Source organism: Microvirga mediterraneensis, assembly GCF_013520865.1.
GTDB lineage: Bacteria > Pseudomonadota > Alphaproteobacteria > Rhizobiales > Beijerinckiaceae > Microvirga > Microvirga mediterraneensis.
In genome coordinates, this window is record NZ_JACDXJ010000001.1 from 3,160,001 (window position 1) to 3,182,528 (window position 22,528).

At 63.3% G+C, this 22,528-nt stretch carries 23 protein-coding genes (1 of these 23 only partly in view); 8 read left to right on the forward strand and 15 right to left on the reverse strand.

All coding sequences use genetic code 11. The annotated features are described in order from the left end of the window. The 6 genes from H0S73_RS14910 to H0S73_RS14940 form a co-directional block, all read right to left on the reverse strand. On the reverse strand, positions 1-268 hold the beginning of the coding sequence (locus tag H0S73_RS14910) for a hypothetical protein (RefSeq protein ID WP_181052887.1). It extends 461 nt beyond the left edge of the window; 268 of the gene's 729 nt are visible here — the first part of the coding sequence; its start codon is at positions 266-268; the stop codon falls past the left edge of the window. 345 nt (positions 269-613) lie between these two features. After that, the gene (locus H0S73_RS14915) at positions 614-1,120 is read right to left on the reverse strand and encodes a cytochrome b (RefSeq protein ID WP_181052888.1); all 507 of its coding nucleotides are present in this window, start codon (positions 1,118-1,120) and stop codon (positions 614-616) included. Between the two features lie 345 nt (positions 1,121-1,465). After that, positions 1,466-1,990, reverse strand: a complete 525-nt coding sequence (locus H0S73_RS14925; protein ID WP_181052889.1) for a DUF1993 domain-containing protein — start codon at positions 1,988-1,990, stop codon at positions 1,466-1,468. Between the two features lie 137 nt (positions 1,991-2,127). Then, complete coding sequence (locus H0S73_RS14930) at positions 2,128-2,952, reverse strand: carbohydrate ABC transporter permease (protein ID WP_181052890.1); 825 nt, start codon at positions 2,950-2,952, stop codon at positions 2,128-2,130. Further along, the gene (locus tag H0S73_RS14935; RefSeq protein ID WP_181052891.1) at positions 2,949-3,887 is read right to left on the reverse strand and encodes a carbohydrate ABC transporter permease; all 939 of its coding nucleotides are present in this window, start codon (positions 3,885-3,887) and stop codon (positions 2,949-2,951) included. The genes H0S73_RS14930 and H0S73_RS14935 overlap by 4 nt, the downstream gene beginning before the upstream one ends. A gap of 42 nt (positions 3,888-3,929) precedes the next feature. Continuing rightward, positions 3,930-5,258, reverse strand: a complete 1,329-nt coding sequence (locus tag H0S73_RS14940) for an ABC transporter substrate-binding protein (protein WP_181052892.1) — start codon at positions 5,256-5,258, stop codon at positions 3,930-3,932. A gap of 142 nt (positions 5,259-5,400) precedes the next feature. Between H0S73_RS14940 and H0S73_RS14945 the strand changes: the two genes are divergently transcribed. Genes H0S73_RS14945 through H0S73_RS14955 form a run of 3 tightly spaced genes read left to right on the forward strand, consistent with a single transcriptional unit; the run spans position 5,401 to position 7,898 of the window. Then, positions 5,401-6,288: a dihydrodipicolinate synthase family protein gene (locus tag H0S73_RS14945; RefSeq protein WP_181052893.1), complete on the forward strand. Its 888-nt coding sequence runs from the start codon at positions 5,401-5,403 to the stop codon at positions 6,286-6,288. Continuing rightward, positions 6,285-6,959 (forward strand): GntR family transcriptional regulator, encoded by a 675-nt coding sequence (locus tag H0S73_RS14950; RefSeq protein WP_181052894.1) that lies wholly within the window; start codon positions 6,285-6,287, stop codon positions 6,957-6,959. Before H0S73_RS14945 ends, H0S73_RS14950 begins: the two co-directional genes overlap by 4 nt. A gap of 3 nt (positions 6,960-6,962) precedes the next feature. Continuing rightward, positions 6,963-7,898 carry a PfkB family carbohydrate kinase gene (locus tag H0S73_RS14955; RefSeq protein WP_181052895.1) on the forward strand — a complete coding sequence of 312 codons (936 nt, stop codon included), beginning with the start codon at positions 6,963-6,965 and terminating at the stop codon, positions 7,896-7,898. Here H0S73_RS14955 and H0S73_RS14960 read toward each other — a convergent pair. The 5 genes from H0S73_RS14960 to H0S73_RS14980 all read right to left on the reverse strand — a co-directional run bounded on the left by H0S73_RS14960 (position 7,891) and on the right by H0S73_RS14980 (position 13,017). Then, the gene (locus H0S73_RS14960; protein WP_181052896.1) at positions 7,891-8,784 is read right to left on the reverse strand and encodes an NAD(P)-dependent oxidoreductase; all 894 of its coding nucleotides are present in this window, start codon (positions 8,782-8,784) and stop codon (positions 7,891-7,893) included. The two genes, H0S73_RS14955 and H0S73_RS14960, sit on opposite strands and share 8 nt — an antisense overlap. A gap of 60 nt (positions 8,785-8,844) precedes the next feature. Continuing rightward, positions 8,845-10,359, reverse strand: coding sequence for a tripartite tricarboxylate transporter permease (locus H0S73_RS14965; protein WP_181052897.1), 1,515 nt, complete (start codon positions 10,357-10,359; stop codon positions 8,845-8,847). Between the two features lie 25 nt (positions 10,360-10,384). Beyond that, positions 10,385-10,864: a tripartite tricarboxylate transporter TctB family protein gene (locus tag H0S73_RS14970; RefSeq protein WP_246388940.1), complete on the reverse strand. Its 480-nt coding sequence runs from the start codon at positions 10,862-10,864 to the stop codon at positions 10,385-10,387. Positions 10,865-10,945: 81 nt separating this feature from the next. After that, a complete protein-coding gene (locus tag H0S73_RS14975; protein ID WP_181052899.1) occupies positions 10,946-11,941 on the reverse strand; it encodes a Bug family tripartite tricarboxylate transporter substrate binding protein in 996 nt (331 codons plus the stop codon). A 56-nt stretch (positions 11,942-11,997) separates the two neighbouring features. Further along, complete coding sequence (locus tag H0S73_RS14980) at positions 11,998-13,017, reverse strand: 4-hydroxythreonine-4-phosphate dehydrogenase PdxA (RefSeq protein ID WP_181054354.1); 1,020 nt, start codon at positions 13,015-13,017, stop codon at positions 11,998-12,000. A gap of 219 nt (positions 13,018-13,236) precedes the next feature. Here H0S73_RS14980 and H0S73_RS14985 point away from each other — a divergent pair, with 219 nt between their 5' ends. From H0S73_RS14985 to H0S73_RS15005, 5 genes are all read left to right on the forward strand, one after another. Then, on the forward strand, positions 13,237-13,926 hold the full coding sequence (locus H0S73_RS14985) for a GntR family transcriptional regulator (RefSeq protein ID WP_181052900.1): 690 nt from the start codon (positions 13,237-13,239) through the stop codon (positions 13,924-13,926). 53 nt (positions 13,927-13,979) lie between these two features. Continuing rightward, a complete protein-coding gene (otnC, locus tag H0S73_RS14990) occupies positions 13,980-14,699 on the forward strand; it encodes a 3-oxo-tetronate 4-phosphate decarboxylase (RefSeq protein ID WP_181052901.1) in 720 nt (239 codons plus the stop codon). Positions 14,700-14,703: 4 nt separating this feature from the next. Continuing rightward, on the forward strand, positions 14,704-15,513 hold the full coding sequence (locus tag H0S73_RS14995; RefSeq protein WP_181052902.1) for a hydroxypyruvate isomerase family protein: 810 nt from the start codon (positions 14,704-14,706) through the stop codon (positions 15,511-15,513). Then, positions 15,510-16,772: a 3-oxo-tetronate kinase gene (gene otnK / locus H0S73_RS15000; protein ID WP_181052903.1), complete on the forward strand. Its 1,263-nt coding sequence runs from the start codon at positions 15,510-15,512 to the stop codon at positions 16,770-16,772. Before H0S73_RS14995 ends, otnK begins: the two co-directional genes overlap by 4 nt. Positions 16,773-16,851: 79 nt before the next feature. After that, positions 16,852-18,246, forward strand: coding sequence for an NAD(P)H-dependent oxidoreductase (locus tag H0S73_RS15005; RefSeq protein ID WP_181052904.1), 1,395 nt, complete (start codon positions 16,852-16,854; stop codon positions 18,244-18,246). Positions 18,247-18,335: 89 nt separating this feature from the next. Here the strand turns inward: H0S73_RS15005 and H0S73_RS15010 are convergent, their stop codons facing one another. The 4 genes from H0S73_RS15010 to H0S73_RS15025 all read right to left on the reverse strand — a co-directional run bounded on the left by H0S73_RS15010 (position 18,336) and on the right by H0S73_RS15025 (position 22,525). Then, positions 18,336-21,026, reverse strand: coding sequence for a PAS domain S-box protein (locus H0S73_RS15010; protein ID WP_181052905.1), 2,691 nt, complete (start codon positions 21,024-21,026; stop codon positions 18,336-18,338). Positions 21,027-21,139: 113 nt separating this feature from the next. Further along, entirely contained in the window at positions 21,140-21,778 is a 639-nt protein-coding gene (locus H0S73_RS15015; RefSeq protein ID WP_181054355.1) for a chemotaxis protein CheX, read from the reverse strand. Positions 21,779-21,780: 2 nt separating this feature from the next. Further along, positions 21,781-22,164 (reverse strand): response regulator, encoded by a 384-nt coding sequence (locus tag H0S73_RS15020; RefSeq protein ID WP_181052906.1) that lies wholly within the window; start codon positions 22,162-22,164, stop codon positions 21,781-21,783. A gap of 115 nt (positions 22,165-22,279) precedes the next feature. Further along, positions 22,280-22,525, reverse strand: coding sequence for a hypothetical protein (locus H0S73_RS15025; RefSeq protein WP_202049813.1), 246 nt, complete (start codon positions 22,523-22,525; stop codon positions 22,280-22,282). Between the last annotated feature and the right edge of the window lie 3 nt (positions 22,526-22,528).

The following is a 22,528-nucleotide window of genomic DNA, read 5'->3' on the forward strand; positions in this document are numbered from 1 at the left end:
CCCCTATCGCTCCCGGACGGAAGCCACCTGCTCCGCGGAAGCCGCCCGCGCCACCGGGAGGAATGAACATCCTCGGCCCTCCGCCGAAGCCGCCGCCGAAACTACCGCCCCGGAATCCTCCCGCGCCGCCGAAGCTGCCGCCGCGGAATCCTCCAGCGCCGCCAAACCCGCCAAACCCGCCATGTCCACCGCGTTGTGCTTCGGCTTCGCCCGGAACGAGAAGAGCACCGATCGCCAAAGCACCAACCGCCAAGAGAATCTTGTTCATCGCCAACCTCCCTTTCGCGCTTGGGTTACCGCAAGTGCGAGGCCGAGACATAAAGATCATTCTACTATGATGCTCTCCTGCGGGCGTGCTTGATCCTTTGAGACAATTGCTTGGCACTTTTGACGGACATGATTGCGCGATTACGCCACATGCAGAGGCCGGCTCCGGCATTCTGGCCGCTGTCACGGCCATGGCGGGGCTTTTCCCCCTGCCATAAACCTCGTCGGGAGCGTGCGGCAGAGGTGGATCGCGGCAACCCGGGTTTGATCACTTGGGCCCTGCTGCCGCAACTTATGACCGGGCAACTTTTGACGGTGAACCGGATCCACTTCACCGAAAATCGTCCTAGACAGGATTCATCCGTTGCATCGTTCCATCACGGAGCACGAACTGGTGCCAAAAGGCGATCACGGAATGGAGCCCGGCCAGGACGAGAATGACCGTGCCGCCGGTCTCATGGATCTCCGCGATGGGTCCGGGATCTCCCTGGGCCGCCGCCGCGATAGATGGCAGGGACAGGCCGAAGAATGAGACCTGAACGCCCATGCGCGAGGCGGCGTACCAGCCGGTGAGCGGCAGGCCGATCATGAACAGGTACAGCACCGCATGGCCGATCTTGGCCGCGAGGTTGAGCCATGGCCCCTGCGGATCTTCGATGCGGGGGTGACTGCCCCACCAGCGGGCGACCAGCCTCGGCAGGACGAGCAGAAGCACGGACAACCCGAGCGAGAAATGCAGCGCTGGTGGGTTAAGGCGAACCTGCCGCCCTCCCTCGGACGTAAGCCAAGCAGCCAGGATCAAGACGGCCATGGCCCAATGAAGAATGATGAGGGTTTTCGAATAGCGCGGCATCGATGCCATCCTTCCATGCGATTTCCGGCAGGATCCCCGCCGAAACATGCGCATCTTAGCACCCGTCTCTCCCGCAACGATGAGCTGGATCAAAACCGCCCGCCCCTCGCGAGGCGATTTCAGCGTCTACCAGCACGATATGATGCGTAAGGTGGGCGCCCCTCCGATCGCGGTATGGACCGTTCCCGGGGCGGCCTCATGAGCAAGATCCATGCCCTCGTTGATGCTGACGGTCGTCCCGTCGCCCTACGGCCGACCTGAGATCGGATCCACAACAGCCAGAATGCCGAGGCCCTGCCGGAAGCTCGGCCTGTGGGGCGACGCCGCACCGCACGTGGCGGTGATCTAGGGCATTCTGGTGCGTAACTGTCCCTCGTAATCGCGTTTTCCGAGCGGCACGCCACGCATGCGCAGAATGTCGTACGCGGTCACGGCATGAAAATAAAAGTTCGGCAGTGAGAACGAGAGAATAAGGGTCTCCGAAGTGAACCGAAGCTTTCGAGGCCCGATCTGAAGGTCCAACTCCCTGCCTGCCCAGCTGTTGACCTCGTCAGGAGTCAACGCCTCGAGCGCCGTTTGCGCCTTGGCCATCATAGCCCGCAGGTCGGCGAAAGGAACGGGGCCCACCAAAGCGGGCGGGGCGAACACACCGGTCTTCGCAGCCTCCAGCCCCCATACGGCATGGTGCCACGCGGCTTCGATCTGAAAGTGGAAGGGCGCCATGTCTTCGAAGAGCCGCACCTGCACGAAATCGTCCGGATCCGCGCCAATTTCAGCGCAGTGCTGCGCCGCGCGGTCGAGAAAGCCCTCGACGGCCCTGACGGTCTGCAGGAAGGTCGGAACGCTGAGATCGTAGAGCGTTGTCGCCATCGGCCTTTTCCCATTTGACGCGGACGCTGTAAGCGGTGCACCGACCTAACGCTGCCGCAAAGAACGAAGTACGGATTACCACAGTGCCGTTCGGGAATCCCATCAATTATCAGGCCGTCGCCTAGCAGCAGCCTCCGTCAGCCGCCTTTCACCGCGCCGGCCGTCAACCCGGCCACGATCTGCCGCTGAGCCACGATGGTCAGGATGAGGACGGGAAGGGTCACGATCAGGGCGGCCGCGGCCAGAGGGCCCCAGCTCAACTGCTCGAAGGACAGCATGTTGTAGACCGCAACCGGCAGGGTCCGCGTTTCGCGACCCGCCAGAACGACCCCAAAGACGAAGTTGTTCCAGGAGAAGATCACCGCGAGGATGAACGCGACGGTGATGCCGGGTTTCGCGATCGGCAGGGCGATATGCCGGAACACGTCCCAGCGGTCGGCTCCGTCGATCACGGCCGCCTCCTCGAGCTCGAGCGGGGTCGTCTCGAAATAGCCGATCATGATCCAGATGACGATCGGCACCGTGATGACGAGGTGCGCGATGATCTGCGGCAGCAGGGTGCCCATGAGTCCCAGCCATTGGAAAAGCAGAAAGAGCGGGATCAGATAGGACAGGCCGGGTGTCATGCGCGCGATGAGCACGACGACGGCGGCCTTGGTGGCCTTCATGCGGGCGATGCCGTAGCCGGCGGGCACGCCGATCAGAAGCGCGAGCCCGGTGGCGGAGCCGGTGACGATCAGGCTGTTGAGGAAAAAGAGACCGAACCGGTTCGATTCGAACACCCCCGTATAGTTCTTCCACGCAAAGCGTTCGGGGATAAGGATCGGCGGATAGGCAGCGTTGTCGACCTCGAATTTCAGCGAAAGCGAAATCATCCAGAGGAAGAACAGGATGGCCGGAGAAACCAGCACGAGACCGACGAAGAGCAGGCCGAGCGTATCGGCGGCTTTGCGGATGTTCATGCGCCCCCCTGAAGGTCCATCCACTTCGTGCGCTGGCGAAGATGGAGCATGAGAAGGGACAGGCCGATGACGATGGCGAAGAACACGACCGCGATGGCCGAGCCGTAGCCGACGTCGTAATAGGCGAAGGCGACGCTGTAGAGATAGAGATTGATCGTTTCCGACGCGGTGCCCGGGCCGCCCTGGGTGATGGCGTAGATGATGTCGAAGCTTTTCAGCGCATCGATGGTCCTGATGATCACGGCTACCATGAGGAAAGGCGCGATCATCGGCAGCGTGATGTAGCGGAAGCGCTGCCAGATATTCGCTCCGTCGATGGCGGCGCTTTCATAGGGCTCCGTCGGAATGGCCGCGAGACCGCCGAGCACGATCAGCATCACGAGCGGCGTCCATTGCCAGGTCTCGACCAGAACCAGCGAGGGGATCACGGTCGAAGGATTGAAGACCCAGGCCTGCGGGCCGATGCCGATCAGCGACAGGAGATAGTTCAGGACGCCGAGCTGCGGGTGAAACATCATCGTCCAGACCAAGGCGACCGCGACGGGCGTGGCCATCATGGGCATAACGAAGATGCCGCGCAGGATGCCGCGGAAAGGCAGGCGGGAGTTGAAGATGAGAGCCGCCAGCGTGCCGAGGATCAGCGGCAGGACGACCGCCAGGAACGTGTAGACGAGCGTATGGCCGACCGAGGTCAGGAACCGCTCGTCCGACGCGAGGCGCATGTAGTTGGACAGGCCGGTGAAGCGGCGGGCGCCGCCGACCGTCCATTCCTGCAGGCTCATCCAGACCGTGAAGGCCCACGGGAACACGATCACCGATCCCACCACAGCGACGGCGGGGACGACGAAGGGCCAGTACGAACGCGGCGGGCGGGCGCCCGTCGTGGGCGCCGCCTCCGGGACCGATGCGGCCTGGGGTTCAGCGATGATGGTCATGGCCATGCTCCACCATCGCGACCTGCTCCCGCGCGGCCCGCATCAGGCCTTCTCGCTGCGCTCGAGGATGGGCTTGAACTGCTCCGTCGCCTTCTTCATCTCGGTCGCCGGATCCCCTCCGCCGAGAAGATTGGTGAGGCCGATGCCGATGATGTCGCGGAACTCCGTCACCGGCTGGATCACCGGAAGGCCCAGCTTGCTGATCTTGCCCGATGCCACCACCGCGTCGATCCATTCCGGCGGCATCTTCACGCCCTTGCGGGTCTCGGGATCGTCGAGGATGGACTGGCGGAACGGCACGCCGCCGCCCGCCTGCAGCAGGCGCGCGCCCATGAGCTTCGAAACCGCCCACTGGCAGTAGAGATACGCCGCCTCCTTGTTCTTGCTCGCGGCTGTCACGCCGATGCCGTCGCCGAACGTTGCAGAGGCCTGCGCCCTCGGGCCCTTCGGCATGACGCCGTAGCCGACCTTGCCGACCACGCGCGATTTCTCCGGATCCTCCAGCGGAGGCGCGAAGCCGACGCCGTCGAGCCACATGCCGACCTTGCCCTGCAGGAACGCCGATTGGCATTCCGACCAGTTGAAGCCGGCGACGCCCTGCGGGGCGGCTTTCGTCAGCAGGCGCTGGTAGAGTTTCGCAGCCTCAATGGCCTCCGGCGAATCCGTCATCAGCTTGCCGTTGGAATCCACCGGGTCGACGCCGTAGCCGAGCAGGAAGCTCGTCCAGACGGGAACGTTGGCGTTTTTCAGGCCGCGCGCGACGAAGCCGTATGTTCCTTCCTTGGCATCCGTCAGGGCCTCGGCGGCCACGACCATCTCCTCGAAGGTCTGCGGGTAAGAGAGCCCCTTCTTGGCGAACAGGTCCTTGTTCCAGTAGATCATCCAGTAGTCGACCGAGAACGGCAGCGAAAGCATCTGGCCCTGCGGGTTCTTCGCGTAGAGCAGGCCGGCCTGAGAGAAATCGCTTTCGGTCAGGCTCGGGTCCGTCAACTCCGGGTTCCTCATGAAGCCGCTGATGTCGGCGAGCCAGCCGGCCTTCTCGAACTGCCGCTTCTGGACATGATAGCTGAGATGCACCACGTCGAAACTCGGGCTTCCGGAGTTCAGCTCGATGACGGCCTTCTGCCGCTGCTGCTGCTCCGGCGTCTGCTCGGACGAAACCTGGATGCCCGTCAGGTCGGTGAACTCCTTCTCGAACTTCTGCAGCACCTCGCCGCGCGGACTCTTCACGAGGTTCACGCCGATCTTCGTGCCGGCGTATTTCTTCCAGTTCACCTCGGCAAAGACAGGCCCTGCGCCGCCGAGACCGTATGCGGCAGCTGCCGCCGTGCTTGCGAGAAATGTACGACGCGTAACCGATCCGATAGCCATGGCGCATTTCCTCCGTGTGCCGTTGTAACGGTCCCTTCGGGACTCCTTTTCAGTGCTTGCAACCGATTAAGCCCCATGTAACATGTTAGTGTCAACACGGCACTTGCTCGCCCCGGTGCCGAAGCTGTCATTGGAGGCTCCCGTGTCGCTCAGCTTTGGCATCAGTCCCGCCCTCGTCACGCCGTTTCTCGACGGCAAGGTGGATGCTCGCCGCCTCATCAATCATGCGAAGGATTGTCTTTCGCGAGGCTGCCGGACGGCGACGCTGTTCGGGACGACCGGTGAAGGTCCGTCGGTCGGCGCAATGGAGCGTGACCGCGTCGCAAGCGAGATCATCAGCCTCGGCCTCCCCCCGAACAAGCTGGTGGAAGGCGTGCTCGCCTGTTCACCCGAGGAGGCCGCTTACAGCACGAGTCGAGCCCTGCGGCGCGGCGCACACGCAGTCCTGCTGGCGCCGCCCTTCTACTTCCGCCCTGCCCCGGACGATGCGGTGTTCGGATGGTACGCGGCGGTGTTCGACATGGTCGGCAGCAATCTGCGCGACATCCTTCTCTACCACATCCCCGGCATGACCGGCGTGCCCCTGTCGCACGCGGTAATCGCGCGCCTGCGCGAGCGCTTTCCCGGCGTCGTCAGGGGCGTGAAGGACAGTTCGGGCGATGCAGAGGCGACTTTCACCCTGATCGAAGCCTTTCCCGACCTCGACATCCTCGTCGGCGACGAGAGCTATCTCGGCCGCGCCTGCGCGGCGGGAGCGGCGGGTTCCATCTGCGGCGTCGCCAACATCGTCCCGGAAGCCGTCGTCGCCCTCGCGGAGGCTGGCCGCGATGATCCGCGCATCGTCGATCTGGTGCAGGAGATCGGCCGCCATCCCATCTTGCCGATGGTGAAGGCGCTTACCGCCCATGTGCGCCAGGACCCGGCCTGGGCGGTGGCGCGGCCGCCGCTTGCGACCCTGGACGAACGGAGCACCGCGCGCGCCGTCTCGCTGCTCGCGCCGTTCGGACATGTGATCAAGGCCGTCGCATGACCATGGCCCGTCCCGCGCCACGCTCGGAGATCAAGCTACGGGAGCGGGCCTATGACGCCTTTACGGAACAATTGTTGCGCAGCGAGATCAAGCCCGGGCAGTTCGTGACCCAACGCGAGCTTGTCGGCATCACCGGACAGCCGCTCGGGGCGATCCGGGAGCTGATTCCGCGCCTGGAGGCCGAGGGGTTGATCGTGACCGTGCCGCAGCGCGGATTGCAGGTCCTGCCCCTCGACATCGCGCTGATCCGCAACGCCTTCCAGTTCCGGCTGATCCTGGAGCGCGAGGCCGTCGCGGCGTTCAGCCAGACGGCGAGCGACGCCGCCATTGCGCAGATCGAGGCCGCCCACCGGGCGATCGTCGATTCGGCTCAGGGCGGATTGACGGAACGGCTCGTCGCCGAGGCCCAGCAGGTTGACCGGGAGTTCCACGAGAGGATCATCGACGATCTCAACAACGAGATCATCTCGAAGGCCTATCGGGTCAACTGGATCAAGGTCCGCCTCATCCGGCAGAACGAGACGAGTCTCGACGAGGATCTCGTCCTCCCGGTGATGCGCGAGCACCTCGCCATCATCGCGGCCATGAAGCGGCGGGACATTCCGGTCGCCGTCGAGGCCGCCGCCGCGCATGTGACGAGCGCCCGGGCGCGGGCGCTGCGCCTCGAGTAAGCCATGAACGACAAGCCTGTAATCTGTCTCGGATGCGCGTTCTGGGACACCATCTTCAAGATCGACCGCATCCCGGGCCATGGCGCGAAGGTGCTGCCCGAGAAAGCCGTCCAGGCAGCCTCGGGCATGGCGACGGCCGCTGCTGTCACCATCGCACGCCTCGGCGGCAAGGTCGAAATCTGGGCGCGCATCGGCGACGATCCCACCGGCGACAGCTTCCTGCACGATTTGTCCAATGAGGCCGTCCGCACGGAGAGCATCCGCAGGATCCCGGGTGCCCGCACGGCTTTCTCAACCATCCTCGTCGACCGGTTCGGCGAAAGGCTCGTGGTGCCGTACACGGATCCGTCGCTCGATGCCGACCCGGGCTGGCTGCCGCTCGACCGAGTGGCGGAGGCCGCCGCCGTTCTCGTCGACATGCGCTGGCGCGAAGGGGCCAAGACCCTGCTCGCCGAAGCGCGCCGTCACGGCGTCCCGACGCTCCTCGACGCCGATGTCGCGCCGCCGGAACAACTCCGGGAGATGATCGCCCTCGCGGATCATGTGCTGTTTTCGGAGCCCGCCCTGCTCTCCCTCGCGAGCAATCGCTCACCCAGAGATGCCTTGATGAGCGTGGCGCAGGATCTGGAAGCGGAGATCGTCGGCGTGACGCTCGGCGCGGCCGGCGCCATGATCTGGCAACGTGAGGCTTCGGAAGATATTGTTTCCGAGTTCCCCACGATTCCCATTGAAGCGGTCGACACCCTGAATGCGGGCGACGTCTGGCACGGCACCTACGCTTACGGCCTCGTCAACGGTTGGAATCTGGCACGCAGGGTTCGGATAGCCAATGTTGCGGCCGCCATGAAGTGCGAGCATTTCGGAGGCCGCCTCGGCTCGCCCCGCCTTCCGGACCTGCTGGAGCGAAGCCGCGCTCTCGTCCAGGCGCCCGCTACCTGAGTCCCTCGCCGTTGCGGCGCTCGAGTTCGACGAGTAAGCCGCTATGGTCGAGATCTCCCGCGTTCGCGATCAGGCCGCGAAACAGGTCCGCCGTCAGCGCGGTATAGGGAAGCGCCTCGAGGTCGATGCGCCCGGCCGCGTCCAGGGCATTGTCGAGATCCTTGAGATGGGTGACCGAGCGGCCCTTCGTGATGAAATCGCGCTCGACCATGCGCTGGCCATGAAGTTCAAGGATGCGGCTTTCGGCAAAACCGCCGCGCAGAGCCTCGCGGACTTTGGCCGGATCGGCACCGCCGCGCTGCGCCAGAAGGAGCGCTTCGGCCACGGCCCCGATGGTCACGCCGACAATGATCTGGTTGGCGAGCTTAGCCAGTTGCCCTGCCCCGTGCGGCCCCACATGAACGGGGCGTCCCATCACGCCCAGGATGGGTTCGACGCGCGCGAACATCTCGGCGTCCCCGCCGGCCATGATCGCCAATGTCCCCTGTTCCGCGCCGGTCGTGCCGCCGGAGACTGGCGCGTCGATGTGATGGACGCCACGCTCGGCCAGATGCCGCGCATGGTCCTGCGCCTCCGCGGGCTTGATGGAACTCATGTCGACCAGGATAGCGCCCGGCTTCAGGGCCTCGGCTACACCTTGCGAGAACAGGACGTCTGTGACGATCTTCCCGTTCTCCAGCATGAGAATGACGACGTCCGCATCCCTCACCGCGTCGGCTGCCCCGTCCGCGATGCGGGCACCCAGAGGCTCAAGCGCCTCGGCTTTCTCGCGCGAGCGGTTCCAGAGCGTGAGCGAGTAACCCGCGTCGAGCAGCCGCTTCGCTTGGCGCGATCCCATGAGACCGATCCCGAGAAACGCGATCTGGAGTGATGTGGCTGCCGCCATTAAATTGCTCCTGCAGGATGGCCCGGCCAGCGGACCGGACGGGCCCTTTGAAGATCGGGGTCAGGCGACCGCCGACGAGGCCTTGGGCTTCGTCAGGCGTCCGAACACCGTACTCAGGACCGGGCCGAGGGCGAGCGCGAGACCGATCAGCATGAGCGTCGTGACGAGTCCGTTCGACCAGAAGATCGAGAGCGAGCCGCGCGACATGATCATGGATTGCCGGAACGCATCTTCCGCCTTGTCGCCGAGCACCATTGCCAGCACGAGCGGCGCGATCGGGTAATCGAGCTTCTTGAACAGGTACCCCACGACGCCGAAGGCGAGAGCGAGCCACAGGTCGAACGGCCGACCCGCCACCGTGTAGGCGCCGACGAAGCACACGACCACGATCACCGGACCGATGATGGCGAAGGGAATGCGCAGGATCGAAGCGAAGAGCGGAATGGTCGCGAGCACCATGAGCACGGCCACGATGTTGCCGAGATACATGCTGGCGATCAGGCCCCAGACGAAGTCGGGGCGCTCGATGAACAGCATGGGGCCAGGATTGAGACCCCAGATCATCAGACCGCCCATCATGACCGCCGCGGTCGCCGAGCCGGGAACACCGAGGGCGAGCATCGGCAGAATGGCGCTGCTGCCCGCGGCATGATCTGCCGTTTCGGGAGCGACGACGCCTTCCGGCTGGCCTTTCCCGAACCCTTCCTTGCGCCGCGACAGGCGCTTGGCCAGGCCATAGCTCATGAAGGACGCGGCCGTCGGTCCGCCGGGCGTGATTCCCATCCAGCAGCCGATGGCGGCGCTGCGCAGCAGCGTCACCCAATAGCGCGGCAGGGTGGCAATCGTCTTGAGCACGTCGCGCACCTTGACCCGGGCGCGGATGCCGTCGAAGCGCAGCCCCTCCTCCATGGTGATCATGAGTTCGCCGATGCCGAAGAGGCCGATTACAGCGATGAGGAAGCTGATGCCGGACAGAAGCTCGTTGAACCCGTACGTCAGGCGCAGGCCGCCGGACACCGTGTCCATGCCGACCGCCGCGAAGGCGAAGCCGAGGCCCATGGACACGACGGTCTTGAACGGGGACGCGGCGCCGAGCCCGACGAAGCTGGCGAAGGCGAGGAAGTACACGGCGAAATATTCGGGCGAGCTGAATCGGAGAGCGAACTTGGCCACCCAGGTGGACAGCACGGTGATGAGGATGACGCCGACCAGAGCGCCGAATCCGGCGGACAGGAATGCGAGCGTCAGGGCCTGCGTCGCCTGTCCCTGCCGGGCCATGGGATAACCGTCGAACGTGGTCGCGACGGATGAGGGCTCGCCCGGAATGTTGAACAGGATCGACGTGGTCGATCCGCCGAAAAGCGCCCCCCAGTACATGCTGGTGAGCAGGATGATCGCCGCCACCGGATCCATGGTGAAGGTCAACGGCAGAAGCAGCGAAACACCGTTCGGCGCGCCGAGTCCCGGAAGGACGCCGACGAGAATGCCCAGCAGGACGCCGACCATCATCAGGATGACGTGGTAGGTTGTCAGCGCGACGCCGAACCCGTGAAGGAGTGATGCGAAATTGTCCACGACCTGTCTCCGTCAGGATTGAAGGCTAGTAGATGCCGAGAGCGGCTTCGAGCGGGCCCTTCAGGAGAGGCACCTGGAAAGCGACTTCGAGCAGGACATAAAAAATGACGGCCGCGGCAACGCCTGAGGCGATCGAGACGACGGGACGGTACTTGCCCTGCGCCCACATGACGAAGGCCAGGTACAGAGCCGTCGCCACATAAAGGCCGAGGAGAAGCGACACCGCCACGAAGGCGACCATCGGCAGGAAGAACGATGCGACGCGCATGGCCTCCTCCCTGTGAAGGAAGACCGACTGCAATCCCTTTCGACCTACGGTGGCCTGGACCATGGTGCCGATGCTGGCGGCGACGACCAGGAGCCCCATGTAGAATGGGAACGTGCCGGATTCCGGACCCGCGTCGCCCCAGCCAATCCCGAATTCCAGAGCACCGATGACCGCGGCGAGCCCCAGGCCAGCCGTCAAGGTCGCAGTTCCGATTTCAGCCGTATAACGAGAAATCATGACGTTCATCCCGGTCCGATGAGTGCCGCATACAATAATGGCTGACGGGGCTTCCCCCGTCAGCCATGGAGATCGTTGCGATTAGCGGACGACCCAGCCTTCCGCCTCGAAGACCTTGCGGTTCTTGGCGTCATCGTCTGCGATGAAGCTCTTCAGGTCGGCTCCAGCCAGGAAGCGGTCGGTCTGTGAGGTGCGCTCGATATATTCCTTCCACTCGGGCGTCTCGCTGACCTTCTTGAGCACCTCGGCGTAGTACGCCACCGTCTCGGCCGGAACGCCGCCCGGCAGCCATACGGTGCGCGGCATCTGGAACTTATCGATCGGAATGCCGGCTTCCTTGCAAGTCGGAATGTCGGCCCAGCCCATGGTAGCCGTGACCTTTACGCTGCCCTGCAGACGCGTCGGGCTGAACACGCAGAGCGGAGTGACCGCGCCGGCCTTCCACTGGCCCGCGTTCTCGTTGGGGTTGTTGGTGTTCGAGTCGATGTGGCCGCCGGCCAGCTGCACGCCGGCCGCGCCGCCGCCCTGGAACGGAACGTAGATGAACTTTGCACCCGTCGCGTCCTGGATCAGGCTGGTGAGCGTCTGGTCCGTATCCTTGGACTGGCTGCCGCCCATCTTGAAGGTGTCGGGCTTCGCCTTCACGGCTTCGATATAGCTCTTCGCGTCCTTGTAGGGGGAATCCGCCTTGACCCACAGCAGGAACTCGTCGAGCGCCATGGCGGCCACCGGCGTCAGCTCGTCGGGCTTGTAGGCGAGCTTCGCCACGTAAGGCAGCAGGTACGCGTTGTTCGTGCCGAAGGTGAGCTTGTGGGTGTCGCCCGCCGCGACCTTCGTATAGATGAAGCCTTCAGCGCCGCTGCCGCCGCCCTTGTTGGTGACGATGACGGACTGATCCATCAGCTTGTGCTTGGCGATGATCGACTGCACGACGCGGGCGAAGTTGTCGGTGCCGCCGCCGGGCGACGATGTCACGACGAACTCGACCGGCTTCGAGGGCTTCCAATCAGCCTGCGCCACGCCGCCGAAAGTCACCGCGACGGCGGTGGCGAGCAACCATGAAGTCTTTTTAAGCATCGTTCTTCCTCCCTGTGGTGTTTCCGACCGATGATCTCGTGTCTCGGAACTGTTGTTTAGGAATTGACCGCCGACAGCCTCGGCTGCTCAACCTCGGACCGGCGGGCCTTCGTTTCGGCGCCCATGCGAATGGCGAGCGAAAGGGCCTCCCGGCTGGCGCCGAGATTGGCGATGCCCTTGCCGGCGATCTCATAGGCCGTGCCGTGGGCCGGGGTGCAGATCGGGAACTCGAAGCCGCCGATGAGCGTGATGCCGCGATCGAAGCCCATGAGCTTCATGGCGATCTGCCCCTGGTCGTGATACATGGTGAGAACGGCGTCGAAGTCGCCGTTCTTGGCACGCAGGAAGACCGTGTCGGACGGGAATGGACCCTCGACCGTGAAGCCCTGCGCCTGCGCCTGGCGAACGGCCGGCTCGATCACGTCGATTTCCTCGGTGCCGAAATTGCCTCCGTCGCCCGCATGCGGGTTGAGGCCCGCAACCGCGATGCGCGGCGGGTTGAACCCCGCGGCGCGCATGCACTGATCGGCCAGCGTGAGCGACCGCAGGATCGCCTTCTCGGAAATGGCCGAAGCGACCTGCGACAGCGGGATATGCGACGTCACGCGGGCGTTCCAGGTCCGGCCCAGAACGTTGAACTCGCTCGCGGCGACCGACGTTTTGAGAACGTCCCGCACGAAACGGATCTCGTCGTCGTAGCCGTCATAGGCGAGCCGCATGGCCTTCTTGTTGAAGGGCGTGAAGAACACCGCATCGGCGCGACCCGACTGGGCGAGCAGAAGAGCCCAGCGGAAATTCTCGGTCGCGAACTGGCCGCCTTCGAGCGTTGCCGTGGCGGGCACGACCTGATCGAGGCCGAGGTTCTTGAGGTCGACGAAAACCGGACGCGTGGAGTTGTCCGGGATCGCCTGCTCGGAGCCGACGACCTCCACGTCGACGGAGACGCCTGCAACCTTGGCGCCCTGCTCCAGGATCCGAAGATCGCCGAAGATCACGAGATCGGCTCCGGAGCGGAACTCATCCGATGCGATCAGCTTGGCGGCCAGTTCCGGGCTGATTCCGGCCGGATCGCCCATGGCGAACGCGACGGTCGGCTTTGCTGACGGGGTCGATAACGTTTGAGCGCTCACGGCAACCTCTTCTCGGGATGACGCAAGGACACTAACAGGGCTAAATTTCGTACACAAGTATGCTGTATACAGAATTTTGTTTGCGAGCCTTCGGGAAAAAGTTGTATAGAGAGGGAGCAATCCCCGTCATGACTTGTGGAAAGACGGCTAACGATGGAACGAGCCATGGCATCCGAGGCAGCAGGCCTGCCGCCCGACGAGTTCGACTCGCGCGGACCGATCATCCGCCCTACCCTCCACGATGCCATCGTGGCGCGCGTGCGCGACATGATCATCGAGGGCGAGCTCGCAGCCGGAACCCGGCTCCACGAGGGTAATCTCGGCAAACTCCTCGGCGTCTCCCGGACTCCCTTGCGCGAGGCCCTCAAGTTCCTCGTGAGCGAGGGGCTGCTGGAATTGTCGCCGGGGCGCGGCGCCGTGGTCCGCCAGTTCACCGCCAAGGACGTGCACGACAGCCTGATCGTCCTAGGCAATCTCGAGGGCTTGGCCGGGCGTCTGGCCTGCGAGCACGCCACCGAGGCCGAGATCCGCGAAGTCCGGCAGCTCCACGATCGCATGATGGACATGTACGAGAAGCGGGACCGCCTGCCCTATTTCAAGCTGAACCAGAACATCCACTCGGCGATCCTGCGCCTGTCCAAGAACGAGGCGCTGGTTTCGGTCCACAATGTCCTGCAGGCCCGCCTGAAACGCATCCGCTACATCGGCAACGAAGGGCCGGAAAAGTGGGCCGGCGCCGTCGCCGACCACGAGGAAATGATCGCCGCGCTCGAAGCTCGCGATGCGGATCGCCTGTCGAGGATCCTGAACGCCCACATGGAAAAGACATGGGAGCGCGTCCGTCACGCCATCTGACAGCAGCTGCCGCTGAACGTTCTTTCCACCCGTAGAATTCCAAAGGCCTCCCCATGAGCGATGAGAGCCGCCTTCGCGAAACCATCTGCCAGTTCGGGCGCTCCCTGTTCGAGCGCGGCCTGACGGCGGGCTCGTCCGGCAACATCTCGATCCGACTGAGCGATGGAGGCTGGCTGACGACGCCGACCAACAGCTCCCTCGGCTTCCTCGATCCAGCCCGGCTGAGCAAACTGGATTCCGATGGCCGCCTCGTCTCGGGCGATGCCCCGACGAAGGAATTGCCTCTCCACTCGGCCCTTTATGCAACCCGCGAGGACGCTGGCGCGATCGTTCACCTCCACTCCACCCATTCCGTCGCAGTCTCGATGCTGCCCGACGTGGACCCTGCGAACGCCTTGCCGCCGATGACGGCCTACTACGTCATGAAGATCGGACGGACAGCTCTCGTTCCTTATTACAGGCCGGGAGATCCCGCCGTGGCCGACGCCATCCGGGGACTTGCGGGCAAGTACAGCGCCGTCCTCTTGGCCAATCATGGTCCCGTTGTGGCCGGCAAGGACCTGGAAGCTGCCGTCTATGCCACCGAGGAACTGGAAGAGACCGCGAAACTGCGCCTGCTCCTGCACGGACTCAACCCGCGTCTGCTGACCCGTGCGCAGGTCCGGGATCTGGTGACGCATTTCAAGCTGGACGAGGCGATTGCCGAGGAAGCGCCCGACGAATCCCAGGATTGCTGCTCCTTACCCCATCACCACTCACACACATGCGGATGAACCGATGCCCCGTTTCTCGGCCAATCTAGGCTTTCTCTTCACTGAGGTTCCCGAAATCGATCGCATCGCCGCCGCCGCCGCCGCAGGCTTCAAAGCCGTCGAGATGCATTGGCCCTACCAGGTTCCCGCCGCCGACATGCGCAACGCTTTGACCCGCAGCCAAGTCACCATGCTTGGACTGAATACGCCGGTCGGCCACGCTGCCGCAGGGGATTTCGGCCTTGGAGCACTGGCAGGACGCGAAAGTGAATTTCAGCAAGCCGTCGATCAGGCCGTTTCCTATGGCCATGCCATCGGCGCGACGGCCGTTCACTGCATGTCGGGAATCGTCGCTCCCGACGCTGTTTCGACTGCCGAGCGGACATTCGTGGCCAATCTGATGCTTGCGGCCGAAAAGGCTGCGCAGGCCGGCATGACGGTCCTGCTCGAGCCGATCAACCACCGGGACAAACCGGGCTACTTTCTGCACCGTGTGGAGCAGGCGGCCTCGATCATCGACCAGGTCGGCCGCCGGAACGTGAAAATCATGTTCGACTGCTATCACACCCAGATCATGCAAGGCGATCTGACGCGACGCCTCAAGGATCACCTCGACCTGATCGGCCATGTGCAGATTGCTGCCGTTCCGAGCCGCGCCGAACCGGACGAAGGTGAGATCGACTGCCGCCATATTGGCCGGTTCCTCGACAGCATCGGATATGGCGGGTGGATCGGGGCCGAATACAAGCCTCGCGGCCGCACGGAAGACGGCCTTGGGTGGCTGGCGACCTGGCCCCAGGATCTTCCCTCGAACGCCTATGGAGCCTTGGCATGAAGCTCGGATGCATCGCCGATGATCTGACCGGAGCAACGGATCTGGCCCTCATGCTGGCCCGCGAAGGGCTCCGTACGATCCAGACGATCGGCGTGCCGCGTGCAGACCTCGATCTGGCGGGCGCAGATGCTGTCGTGGTCGCCCTGAAGTCCAGGACCAACCCCGCACAGGAGGCCGTCGATCTCTCGCTGGCCGCGGCAAAGGCTCTGGGACGGGCAGGCGCGCAGCACCTGTTCTTCAAGTACTGCTCGACCTTCGATTCGACGGATGAAGGCAATATCGGGCCGGTCGCCGAGGCGCTTCTCGCCTTCACCGGAAGCGACTTCACGCTCGCCTGCCCGGCCTTTCCCGCCAATGGCCGAACGGTCTACGGAGGCCACCTCTTCGTCAACGGCGTCCCCCTGCACGAAAGCAGCATGAAGGACCACCCGCTCACGCCCATGCGCGATTCCAACCTCGTGCGTGTGCTGCAACGGCAGACGAAGCTCTCGATCGGCCTCGTGTCCTATGAAGATGTTGACGCCGGGCCGGACGCCATTCGCTCTGCGTTCAAACGCGAGAAGGCGGCAGGACATCGGATCGTCATCGTCGATGCGTTGAACGATGCGCACCTTCGGGCCATCGGTCTTGCAGCCGCGGAGTTTCCTCTCATCACCGGCGGATCGGGCGTCGCCATGGGGCTTCCTGCAGCCTACCGGCAAAGCGAGCCATCGACTCGGACCGTTGATACGAGCTTCGAAGCGCCTGCCGGACGCAGCATCATCCTTGCGGGGTCATGCTCAAGCGCTACGAGAGGACAGGTCAAGGCCGCGCTCGATGCGGGCATTCCCGCGCTGCGGCTCGACGCGATGGAACTGGCCGCGGGTACGACCGGCGCGCGCACGGCGCTCGACTGGCTGAAGGCCCAACCTGAAGGCGGACCGGTCCTCATCTATTCCACGGCAACCCCCGAGGAAGTCTCGGCGGTTCAAAACAGGCTCGGGCGGATGAACGCCGGCGAGATCGGCGAGAACACCCTCGCGGGAATTGCGAGAGCGCTGCCAGCCCTCGGCCTCACCCGCCTCATCGTCGCCGGTGGCGAGACGTCCGGCGCCGTCGTGAACGCCCTCGATGTGGATGCCCTTGCTATCGGGCCCGAAATCGATCCGGGCGTCCCGTGGACCCGCTCGCTCGCCGGGAATGATCTGGCACTTGCACTCAAGTCGGGAAATTTCGGGACTCAGGACTTCTTCCTGAAGGCCTGGAACATGCTTCGATAGAACGGCGGCCCAGAAGACACTTGCATTCGACGGAACGATAAACCGGGGGCGTCCGCCCGCCGGAAGGGAGAGACGCGCGATGAACTACCATGACTATTACGCGAAGGCGGACCGACCGGTGGAAACCTGCGTCGTCGGCACGGGTGGCTTCGGCCAGAGCTTTCTTGCCCAGGCGCAGCGCGTTCCTCTGATGAATGCGCGGATTGCCGTCGATCTCACGGCCGAGAGCGCCGCGGAGGGTTTGAAGGCCGCTGGCGTCGACCCGCGCAGGATCCGGATCTGCGACTCCGCCCGCGATGCGAAGGCAGCCTGGGACAATGGAGACTTCATCGCGGTCGAGGACCTAGCCCTCGTGTCCGACATCCCCTTCGACGTGATTGTGGAGGCAACGGGACAACCGCAGGCGGCTGCCCGTCATGGCCTGATCGCCGTCGAGGCCGAAAAGCACCTTGCGCTTGTCACGAAGGAACTCGACAGTGTCGTGGGACCGGGCCTCAAGGCGCTTGCCGCCGAACGCAGCCGCATCGTCACGACGGTGGACGGTGATCAGCCGAGTCTTCTCATCGGCCTCGCTACTTGGGCGGAGGTCATGGGTTTTCACATTGTCGCCGCAGGCAAGTCGAGCGAGTATGATTTCGTATTCGACTCCGCGTCGCGCCGTCTTATCAGCAATGAGCGCTCGGCTGAGAATGTGGATCTGGAAAGCCATTGGACCCTCGGCGACCGGGAGGTGGGCGAGATCCTCGCGGCAAGGGATCGTGCCATCGCCGGTTTCCCACAGCGAGCCGTGCCGGATCTGTGCGAACTCATGGTGGTCGCGAACGCCACCGGCCTGCAGCCCGATCGCTTCGATCTTCATGCACCGCTCGCACGCATCAGTGAGGTTCCGACGATCTTCTCGCATCGCAGCGACGGCGGCATCCTCTCAGGCGATCGGCGCCTCGACGTGTTCCATTGCCTGCGCAAGCCGGATGAGATCAGCTTCGCGGGCGGCGTGTTCGTGGTCATTCGCTGTGACGATGCGAAGAGCTGGGACATGCTGGGCCAGAAGGGCCACATCGTCAGCCGGACGGGTGCGAACGCCATGGTGTTCCTGCCGCGGCACCTGCTCGGCCTCGAGGCTGCCACGAGCGTGCTCGATGCTGCGATCCACCAGACATCGGGCTATGGCGCCGACTACCGGCCGCATTTCGATCTGATCGCCGTAGCGACCGAGGACCTTCCGGCCGGAACGATTCTTTCGATGGGAGGACACCACCACACGATCTCAGGCGTCACCGCTGAGCTGCGGCCGGGAGGACCTCTCACGGCGAACGCGCCGGCCCCCTTCTATCTGGCCGCCGATTGCCGCCTGACGGCGCCCGTTCTCAAAGGACAGGAAATCCGCATGAGCGACCTCGACTTGCAGGATCAATCGGCGCTGATGAGGCTGCGCCGGGATCAGGATGCGCGGTTCTTCGGGCACCGATCCTGAAGGTAACGCGGAGAAAGGGTTCATGCCCTCAAGCTGGAAGCATAGGGCGATCCGAAGGGATCGCCCTATGCAAAGCTCCGTGATGCTCATCAGGCTTTCGCTATGATCTCGCGGATCCGCGCCGCCAGGTCCTCGATGGCGAAGGGTTTGGTGATCATCTCCATGCCGGGAGCCAGAAAGCCGGAGGCAATGGCCGCCTGCTCGGCATAGCCTGTGATGAAGAGTACTTTCAGGTGAGGTCGCACGAGGCGCGCATGGTCGGCGAGCTGGCGTCCATTCAATCCCGGGAGCCCCACATCGCTGACAAGCAAATCGATCCGCTGCTTCGATTCCAGGATTTTGAGGCCCGACGGGCCGTCGAACGCCTCCAAGGCTTTGTAACCGAGATCGGCCAGTACTTCGAGAATGAGGGACCGGACGACCGGCTCATCCTCGACCACCAGGACCGTCTCGCCCGCCTCAGCCCGGTGAATTTCGCTCAAGGCGGGCACGGAGGCTTCACTTTCCAGCTCTCCGGAATGGCACGGCAGATAGATCTTCACCGTGGTGCCTCGCCCAACCTCGCTATAGATCCGGACATGTCCTTCGGACTGCTTGGCGAAACCATAGACCATCGACAAGCCCAGGCCTGTTCCCTCGCCGAGGGGCTTGGTCGTAAAGAATGGGTCGAAAGCCTGCGCCAGAACATCGGCAGGCATGCCGGTTCCCGTGTCAGAAACACTGATCGTCACATAGCGGGCGGGAAATACATCCTTCTGGGAAGCGGCATAGACGCGATCGAGGTTCGAAATCGATGTCTCGATGGTGAGCACACCTCCACTCGGCATGGCGTCTCGTGCATTGATCGCAAGGTTGAGGATGGCGCTTTCCAGCTGGTTCGGATCGCAAAGCGTCAGCGGAAGGTCGTCAACTGCAGCGATCTTGAGCCGGATCGATTCAGACAAGGTTCTCCGAAGAAGCTCCTCCATGGACACGATAAGTCTATTGGCCTCGACCGGCTTCGGATCGAGCGGCTGACGTCGAGCGAAGGCCAGAAGGCGATGCGTCAGGGCAGCCGCTCGATTGGCCGAGGCCGTCGCTGAGTTGATGTAGCGATCCAACCGATCGAAACGCCCCTGCGCCATTCGCGATTGCAGGAGATCGAGCGACCCTACGATTCCAGTCAGCAGATTGTTGAAGTCGTGAGCGATGCCGCCCGTCAGCTGCCCGACGGCCTCCATCTTCTGGCTTTGTCGGAGCTGGTCCTCAAGCTGCTTGCGCTGGGTCACATCGCGTCCGACGCTGTAGAATACGTCCTCTGATCGAGCGAAGGTCCAGTTGATCCATCGATAGGAACCGTCCTTTGCAGGAACACGAAGATCGATATCCGTGATGGCCCTGCCTTGCTGCAAGGTCTCGAGCAGGCTGTTGCCTAAAGCCCGATCCTCTGCGTGGATCCAGGCATCGATCCGGGTTCCGACGATCTCATCCTCCCGGTAGCCCAGGAGCTCCGTCCAGGCCGGGTTGACGGCATTGAGATAGCCGCCGCTGTCGCAAACACTGAACAGATCGCTCGACAGACTCCAGAGCCGGTCGCGCTCGCGGGTGCGTTCCTCGACCCGGTTTTCCAGCTTCTCATTCAGCTCCCGAAGTCTTGCCTCCGATTCCTTGGCCGCCGTGATGTCGTAGATGACACCGATGAACCGTAAGCCTGCCGTTTCCGTATCGCGCACGTACTCGCCTCTTCGCGCAAGCCAGCGGAGCTTCTTGTCATCGGCGCGGCGAATCCGGAACTCGACATAGGAGGCGGCCTCACCTGAACTCTGCTCCACAAGCACGCGATCGCCCGGCTCTATGAGCGAGTTGACCGTCCGAACCGGGAGGACGCTGCCGGAATGAAGACCTAGCAGACGGCAAAATTCCTCCGAAACGTTGACGGTGGCGTAACCGTCGACATACTCGAAGGTCCCGATACCGCCGGCGCTCTGTGCAATGCGGAGGCGCTCCTCGACGTGCTTCTGTTCGGTGATGTCGGTGACGACACCGGTAAACTGGACCGGTCTGTCGTTGTCTCCATAATGACAACGGCCGCGCGCAAGCGCCCAGCGGACGGTACCGTCGGAAGCCAGGAGTCGGTATTCCTTCGAGAAAATTTCAGCGCCGTTGAGAATGCCGCCGACGGCAAGACGGATTCTGCGTCGATCATCCGGGTGAATGGCCTTGAAGAAGTCCTCGGTGGGAAGTCCTTTTGCCGCCTCGGCGGGATCGAGGTCGTGAAGTGCGGCGAAGCGAGCGTCCGCGGTGAAGCGCCCACTGGAGATATCCCAATCCCAGGAGCCTCCGGTTCCGGCAACGGTCAAAGTCAACCGAAGCCTTTCGTTGGTTTGGTCAAGCTCTTTCTGGCTGGCCTCAAGTGCCGCCTGCACGTTCCTCGACTCGTATGCCTGGGTGACATCGACCTGGGTCGCCAGGAAGAATTGCGGCTCGCCGCCTCCGTTGCAGATCGGCGTAATGAAGAGGTGATTCCAGAACTCCGAGCCATCCTTGCGGCGGTTGAGCAGTGCAGCCGAGATTGCGCGACCGATCGCAATCGCCTCTCGAATAAGAGTAACGGTATTCTCGTCCGCGCCGGGAGCCTGGAGGAAGCGGCAGTTCCTGCCGAGGGCCTCCTCCGGCGAATATCCGGTGACTCTGCAGAAGGCTTCGTTGACGTAGACGATCGGATTGTCGGGTGCTCGGGGATCCGTCGCGACCATGGGCAATCCCGACTTTTCAAATGTCGAGAAGATAGGGCCCGCCATGCGTCGCAGTTCACCGGCGGCAACTTCGATCGCCTTCCGTGCTTCACGCTGAGAAAGGATTGGCGCCGTCATATGTCGTAAGACTCGTATAGGCGAATCTTGGGGATCATCGTCTAAGGCTCGTCTCCAATGACTCGGGCGATGAAGCTCGCGATCAGCTCCTTCAGTGCCGCGAGTGACGGCAGATCCATCAGCATGGCGATATAACCCCGAATATCGCGGTTCCGTACGGAGAAATTGATATAGAGGAAGAGAACAAGACCTTCGCCGGGTCGCTCACGCGCGTGCGTGAAGAGCCTCGTGCCGTCGCCTCGGATCACTTCCGGAAGGGAGATGTTGAGAGATCGCTTCAGCATATTCGCCATGGTCGCGAGGCATCCGTTCAGGATGATATTCCCCGTTTCGGCAAGAGCCTCCTGCTCCATGTCAACGATCTGGTCGTGCGGCACATCGCTTCCGATGATGGCCCTCACGAGATCGAGACTGGTCGCTTCTGGAAAGATCAACAGCGCCCGGCCGGAGAATGCGCCTTCGAACTCCTGCTGAATAGCGACGAGATCGTCCGTTTCGCGCTCTCCGATCAACCGGGCCGCGTTGTGAGGAGCCATGATCTCGATGGAGGGAACCGACAGAAGGACCTCCTCGCCGATCATCTTTCGCAGGCTCGAGGCGGCACGGCTGACCCCGATATTGACGATCTCCGTCAGAGCGTCATGTTCCAGATCGGATAAGGCGATGCCATCATTCAACATGGTCACGCGCCGCCTGACCGCAGGCGCAAGGCGGCCCCGGCGATAAACCCTCTCAGGCCATCCTCGGTCAGGGGCTTGCTCACGAACGTGGCATTGACTTCCCTTGCCCGGGAAATCACTTCATCCTGAATATTGGCAGTGATGACCGCGATAGGCATCGTCGGATGCAGGGTCCGCAACTCACCCGCCAGCTCCAGCCCATCCTTGTCGGGCATGTTGAAGTCGATCATCGCGATGTCGATCTTTTTCTCGCGGATGATCGCAAGCGCGTCATGCGCGTTCCCGGCCTCGATACGCTCCCATTCAGGCTGCAGGGCGGCCAAGGTCTTGCCCGCGACAATGCGCGCCAGCTTGCTGTCGTCAACGATCAGTACGGTTGTAGGCACTCGGATGCTCCGCCAAGGGGATCAAGACGGCCTGATGGGCCGGTTCTGCTTGAGAGAGAAAGGCTATTTTTTCTTTTAGAGTATATGATCCGAATGACAACTGCTCAGCCTCCGTTCAGGCCTGCCCGGGTGGTTTTGCCGCCGTCAGGACAGGCGTCAGCCAATCGCGAAGAAAGGCATCCTTTCCCTCTCCACGGATCGCCGGCTTCAGGGCCATGAGAATCTGAAACACCGCTCCATGGAGATGTTCGGCGTTCGTCAGGTCCACAATGCGATTCCTGTTCGCCTGCAGCCATGCAAGGAGGGGTTCGGCGTCTTCCACCCGGCACTGCCCCTCCAGCAGGATGACCTCGCCGTTCAAACG

What these genes read in the sequence shown, in the direction of transcription:
- H0S73_RS14915 (WP_181052888.1), bottom strand. Translation starts at nt 1,120, where the DNA reads ATGCCGCGCTATTCGAAAACCCTCATCATTCTTCATTGGGCCATGGCC.
- H0S73_RS14925 (WP_181052889.1), bottom strand. Translation starts at nt 1,990, where the DNA reads ATGGCGACAACGCTCTACGATCTCAGCGTTCCGACCTTCCTGCAGACC.
- H0S73_RS14930 (WP_181052890.1), bottom strand. Translation starts at nt 2,952, where the DNA reads ATGAACATCCGCAAAGCCGCCGATACGCTCGGCCTGCTCTTCGTCGGT.
- H0S73_RS14935 (WP_181052891.1), bottom strand. Translation starts at nt 3,887, where the DNA reads ATGACCATCATCGCTGAACCCCAGGCCGCATCGGTCCCGGAGGCGGCG.
- H0S73_RS14940 (WP_181052892.1), bottom strand. Translation starts at nt 5,258, where the DNA reads ATGGCTATCGGATCGGTTACGCGTCGTACATTTCTCGCAAGCACGGCG.
- H0S73_RS14950 (WP_181052894.1), top strand. Translation starts at nt 6,285, where the DNA reads ATGACCATGGCCCGTCCCGCGCCACGCTCGGAGATCAAGCTACGGGAG.
- H0S73_RS14955 (WP_181052895.1), top strand. Translation starts at nt 6,963, where the DNA reads ATGAACGACAAGCCTGTAATCTGTCTCGGATGCGCGTTCTGGGACACC.
- H0S73_RS14960 (WP_181052896.1), bottom strand. Translation starts at nt 8,784, where the DNA reads ATGGCGGCAGCCACATCACTCCAGATCGCGTTTCTCGGGATCGGTCTC.
- H0S73_RS14970 (WP_246388940.1), bottom strand. Translation starts at nt 10,864, where the DNA reads ATGATTTCTCGTTATACGGCTGAAATCGGAACTGCGACCTTGACGGCT.
- H0S73_RS14975 (WP_181052899.1), bottom strand. Translation starts at nt 11,941, where the DNA reads ATGCTTAAAAAGACTTCATGGTTGCTCGCCACCGCCGTCGCGGTGACT.
- H0S73_RS14980 (WP_181054354.1), bottom strand. Translation starts at nt 13,017, where the DNA reads ATGGGCGATCCGGCCGGAATCAGCCCGGAACTGGCCGCCAAGCTGATC.
- H0S73_RS14985 (WP_181052900.1), top strand. Translation starts at nt 13,237, where the DNA reads ATGGCATCCGAGGCAGCAGGCCTGCCGCCCGACGAGTTCGACTCGCGC.
- otnC (WP_181052901.1), top strand. Translation starts at nt 13,980, where the DNA reads ATGAGCGATGAGAGCCGCCTTCGCGAAACCATCTGCCAGTTCGGGCGC.
- H0S73_RS14995 (WP_181052902.1), top strand. Translation starts at nt 14,704, where the DNA reads ATGCCCCGTTTCTCGGCCAATCTAGGCTTTCTCTTCACTGAGGTTCCC.
- otnK (WP_181052903.1), top strand. Translation starts at nt 15,510, where the DNA reads ATGAAGCTCGGATGCATCGCCGATGATCTGACCGGAGCAACGGATCTG.
- H0S73_RS15005 (WP_181052904.1), top strand. Translation starts at nt 16,852, where the DNA reads ATGAACTACCATGACTATTACGCGAAGGCGGACCGACCGGTGGAAACC.
- H0S73_RS15010 (WP_181052905.1), bottom strand. Translation starts at nt 21,026, where the DNA reads ATGGCGGGCCCTATCTTCTCGACATTTGAAAAGTCGGGATTGCCCATG.
- H0S73_RS15015 (WP_181054355.1), bottom strand. Translation starts at nt 21,778, where the DNA reads ATGTTGAATGATGGCATCGCCTTATCCGATCTGGAACATGACGCTCTG.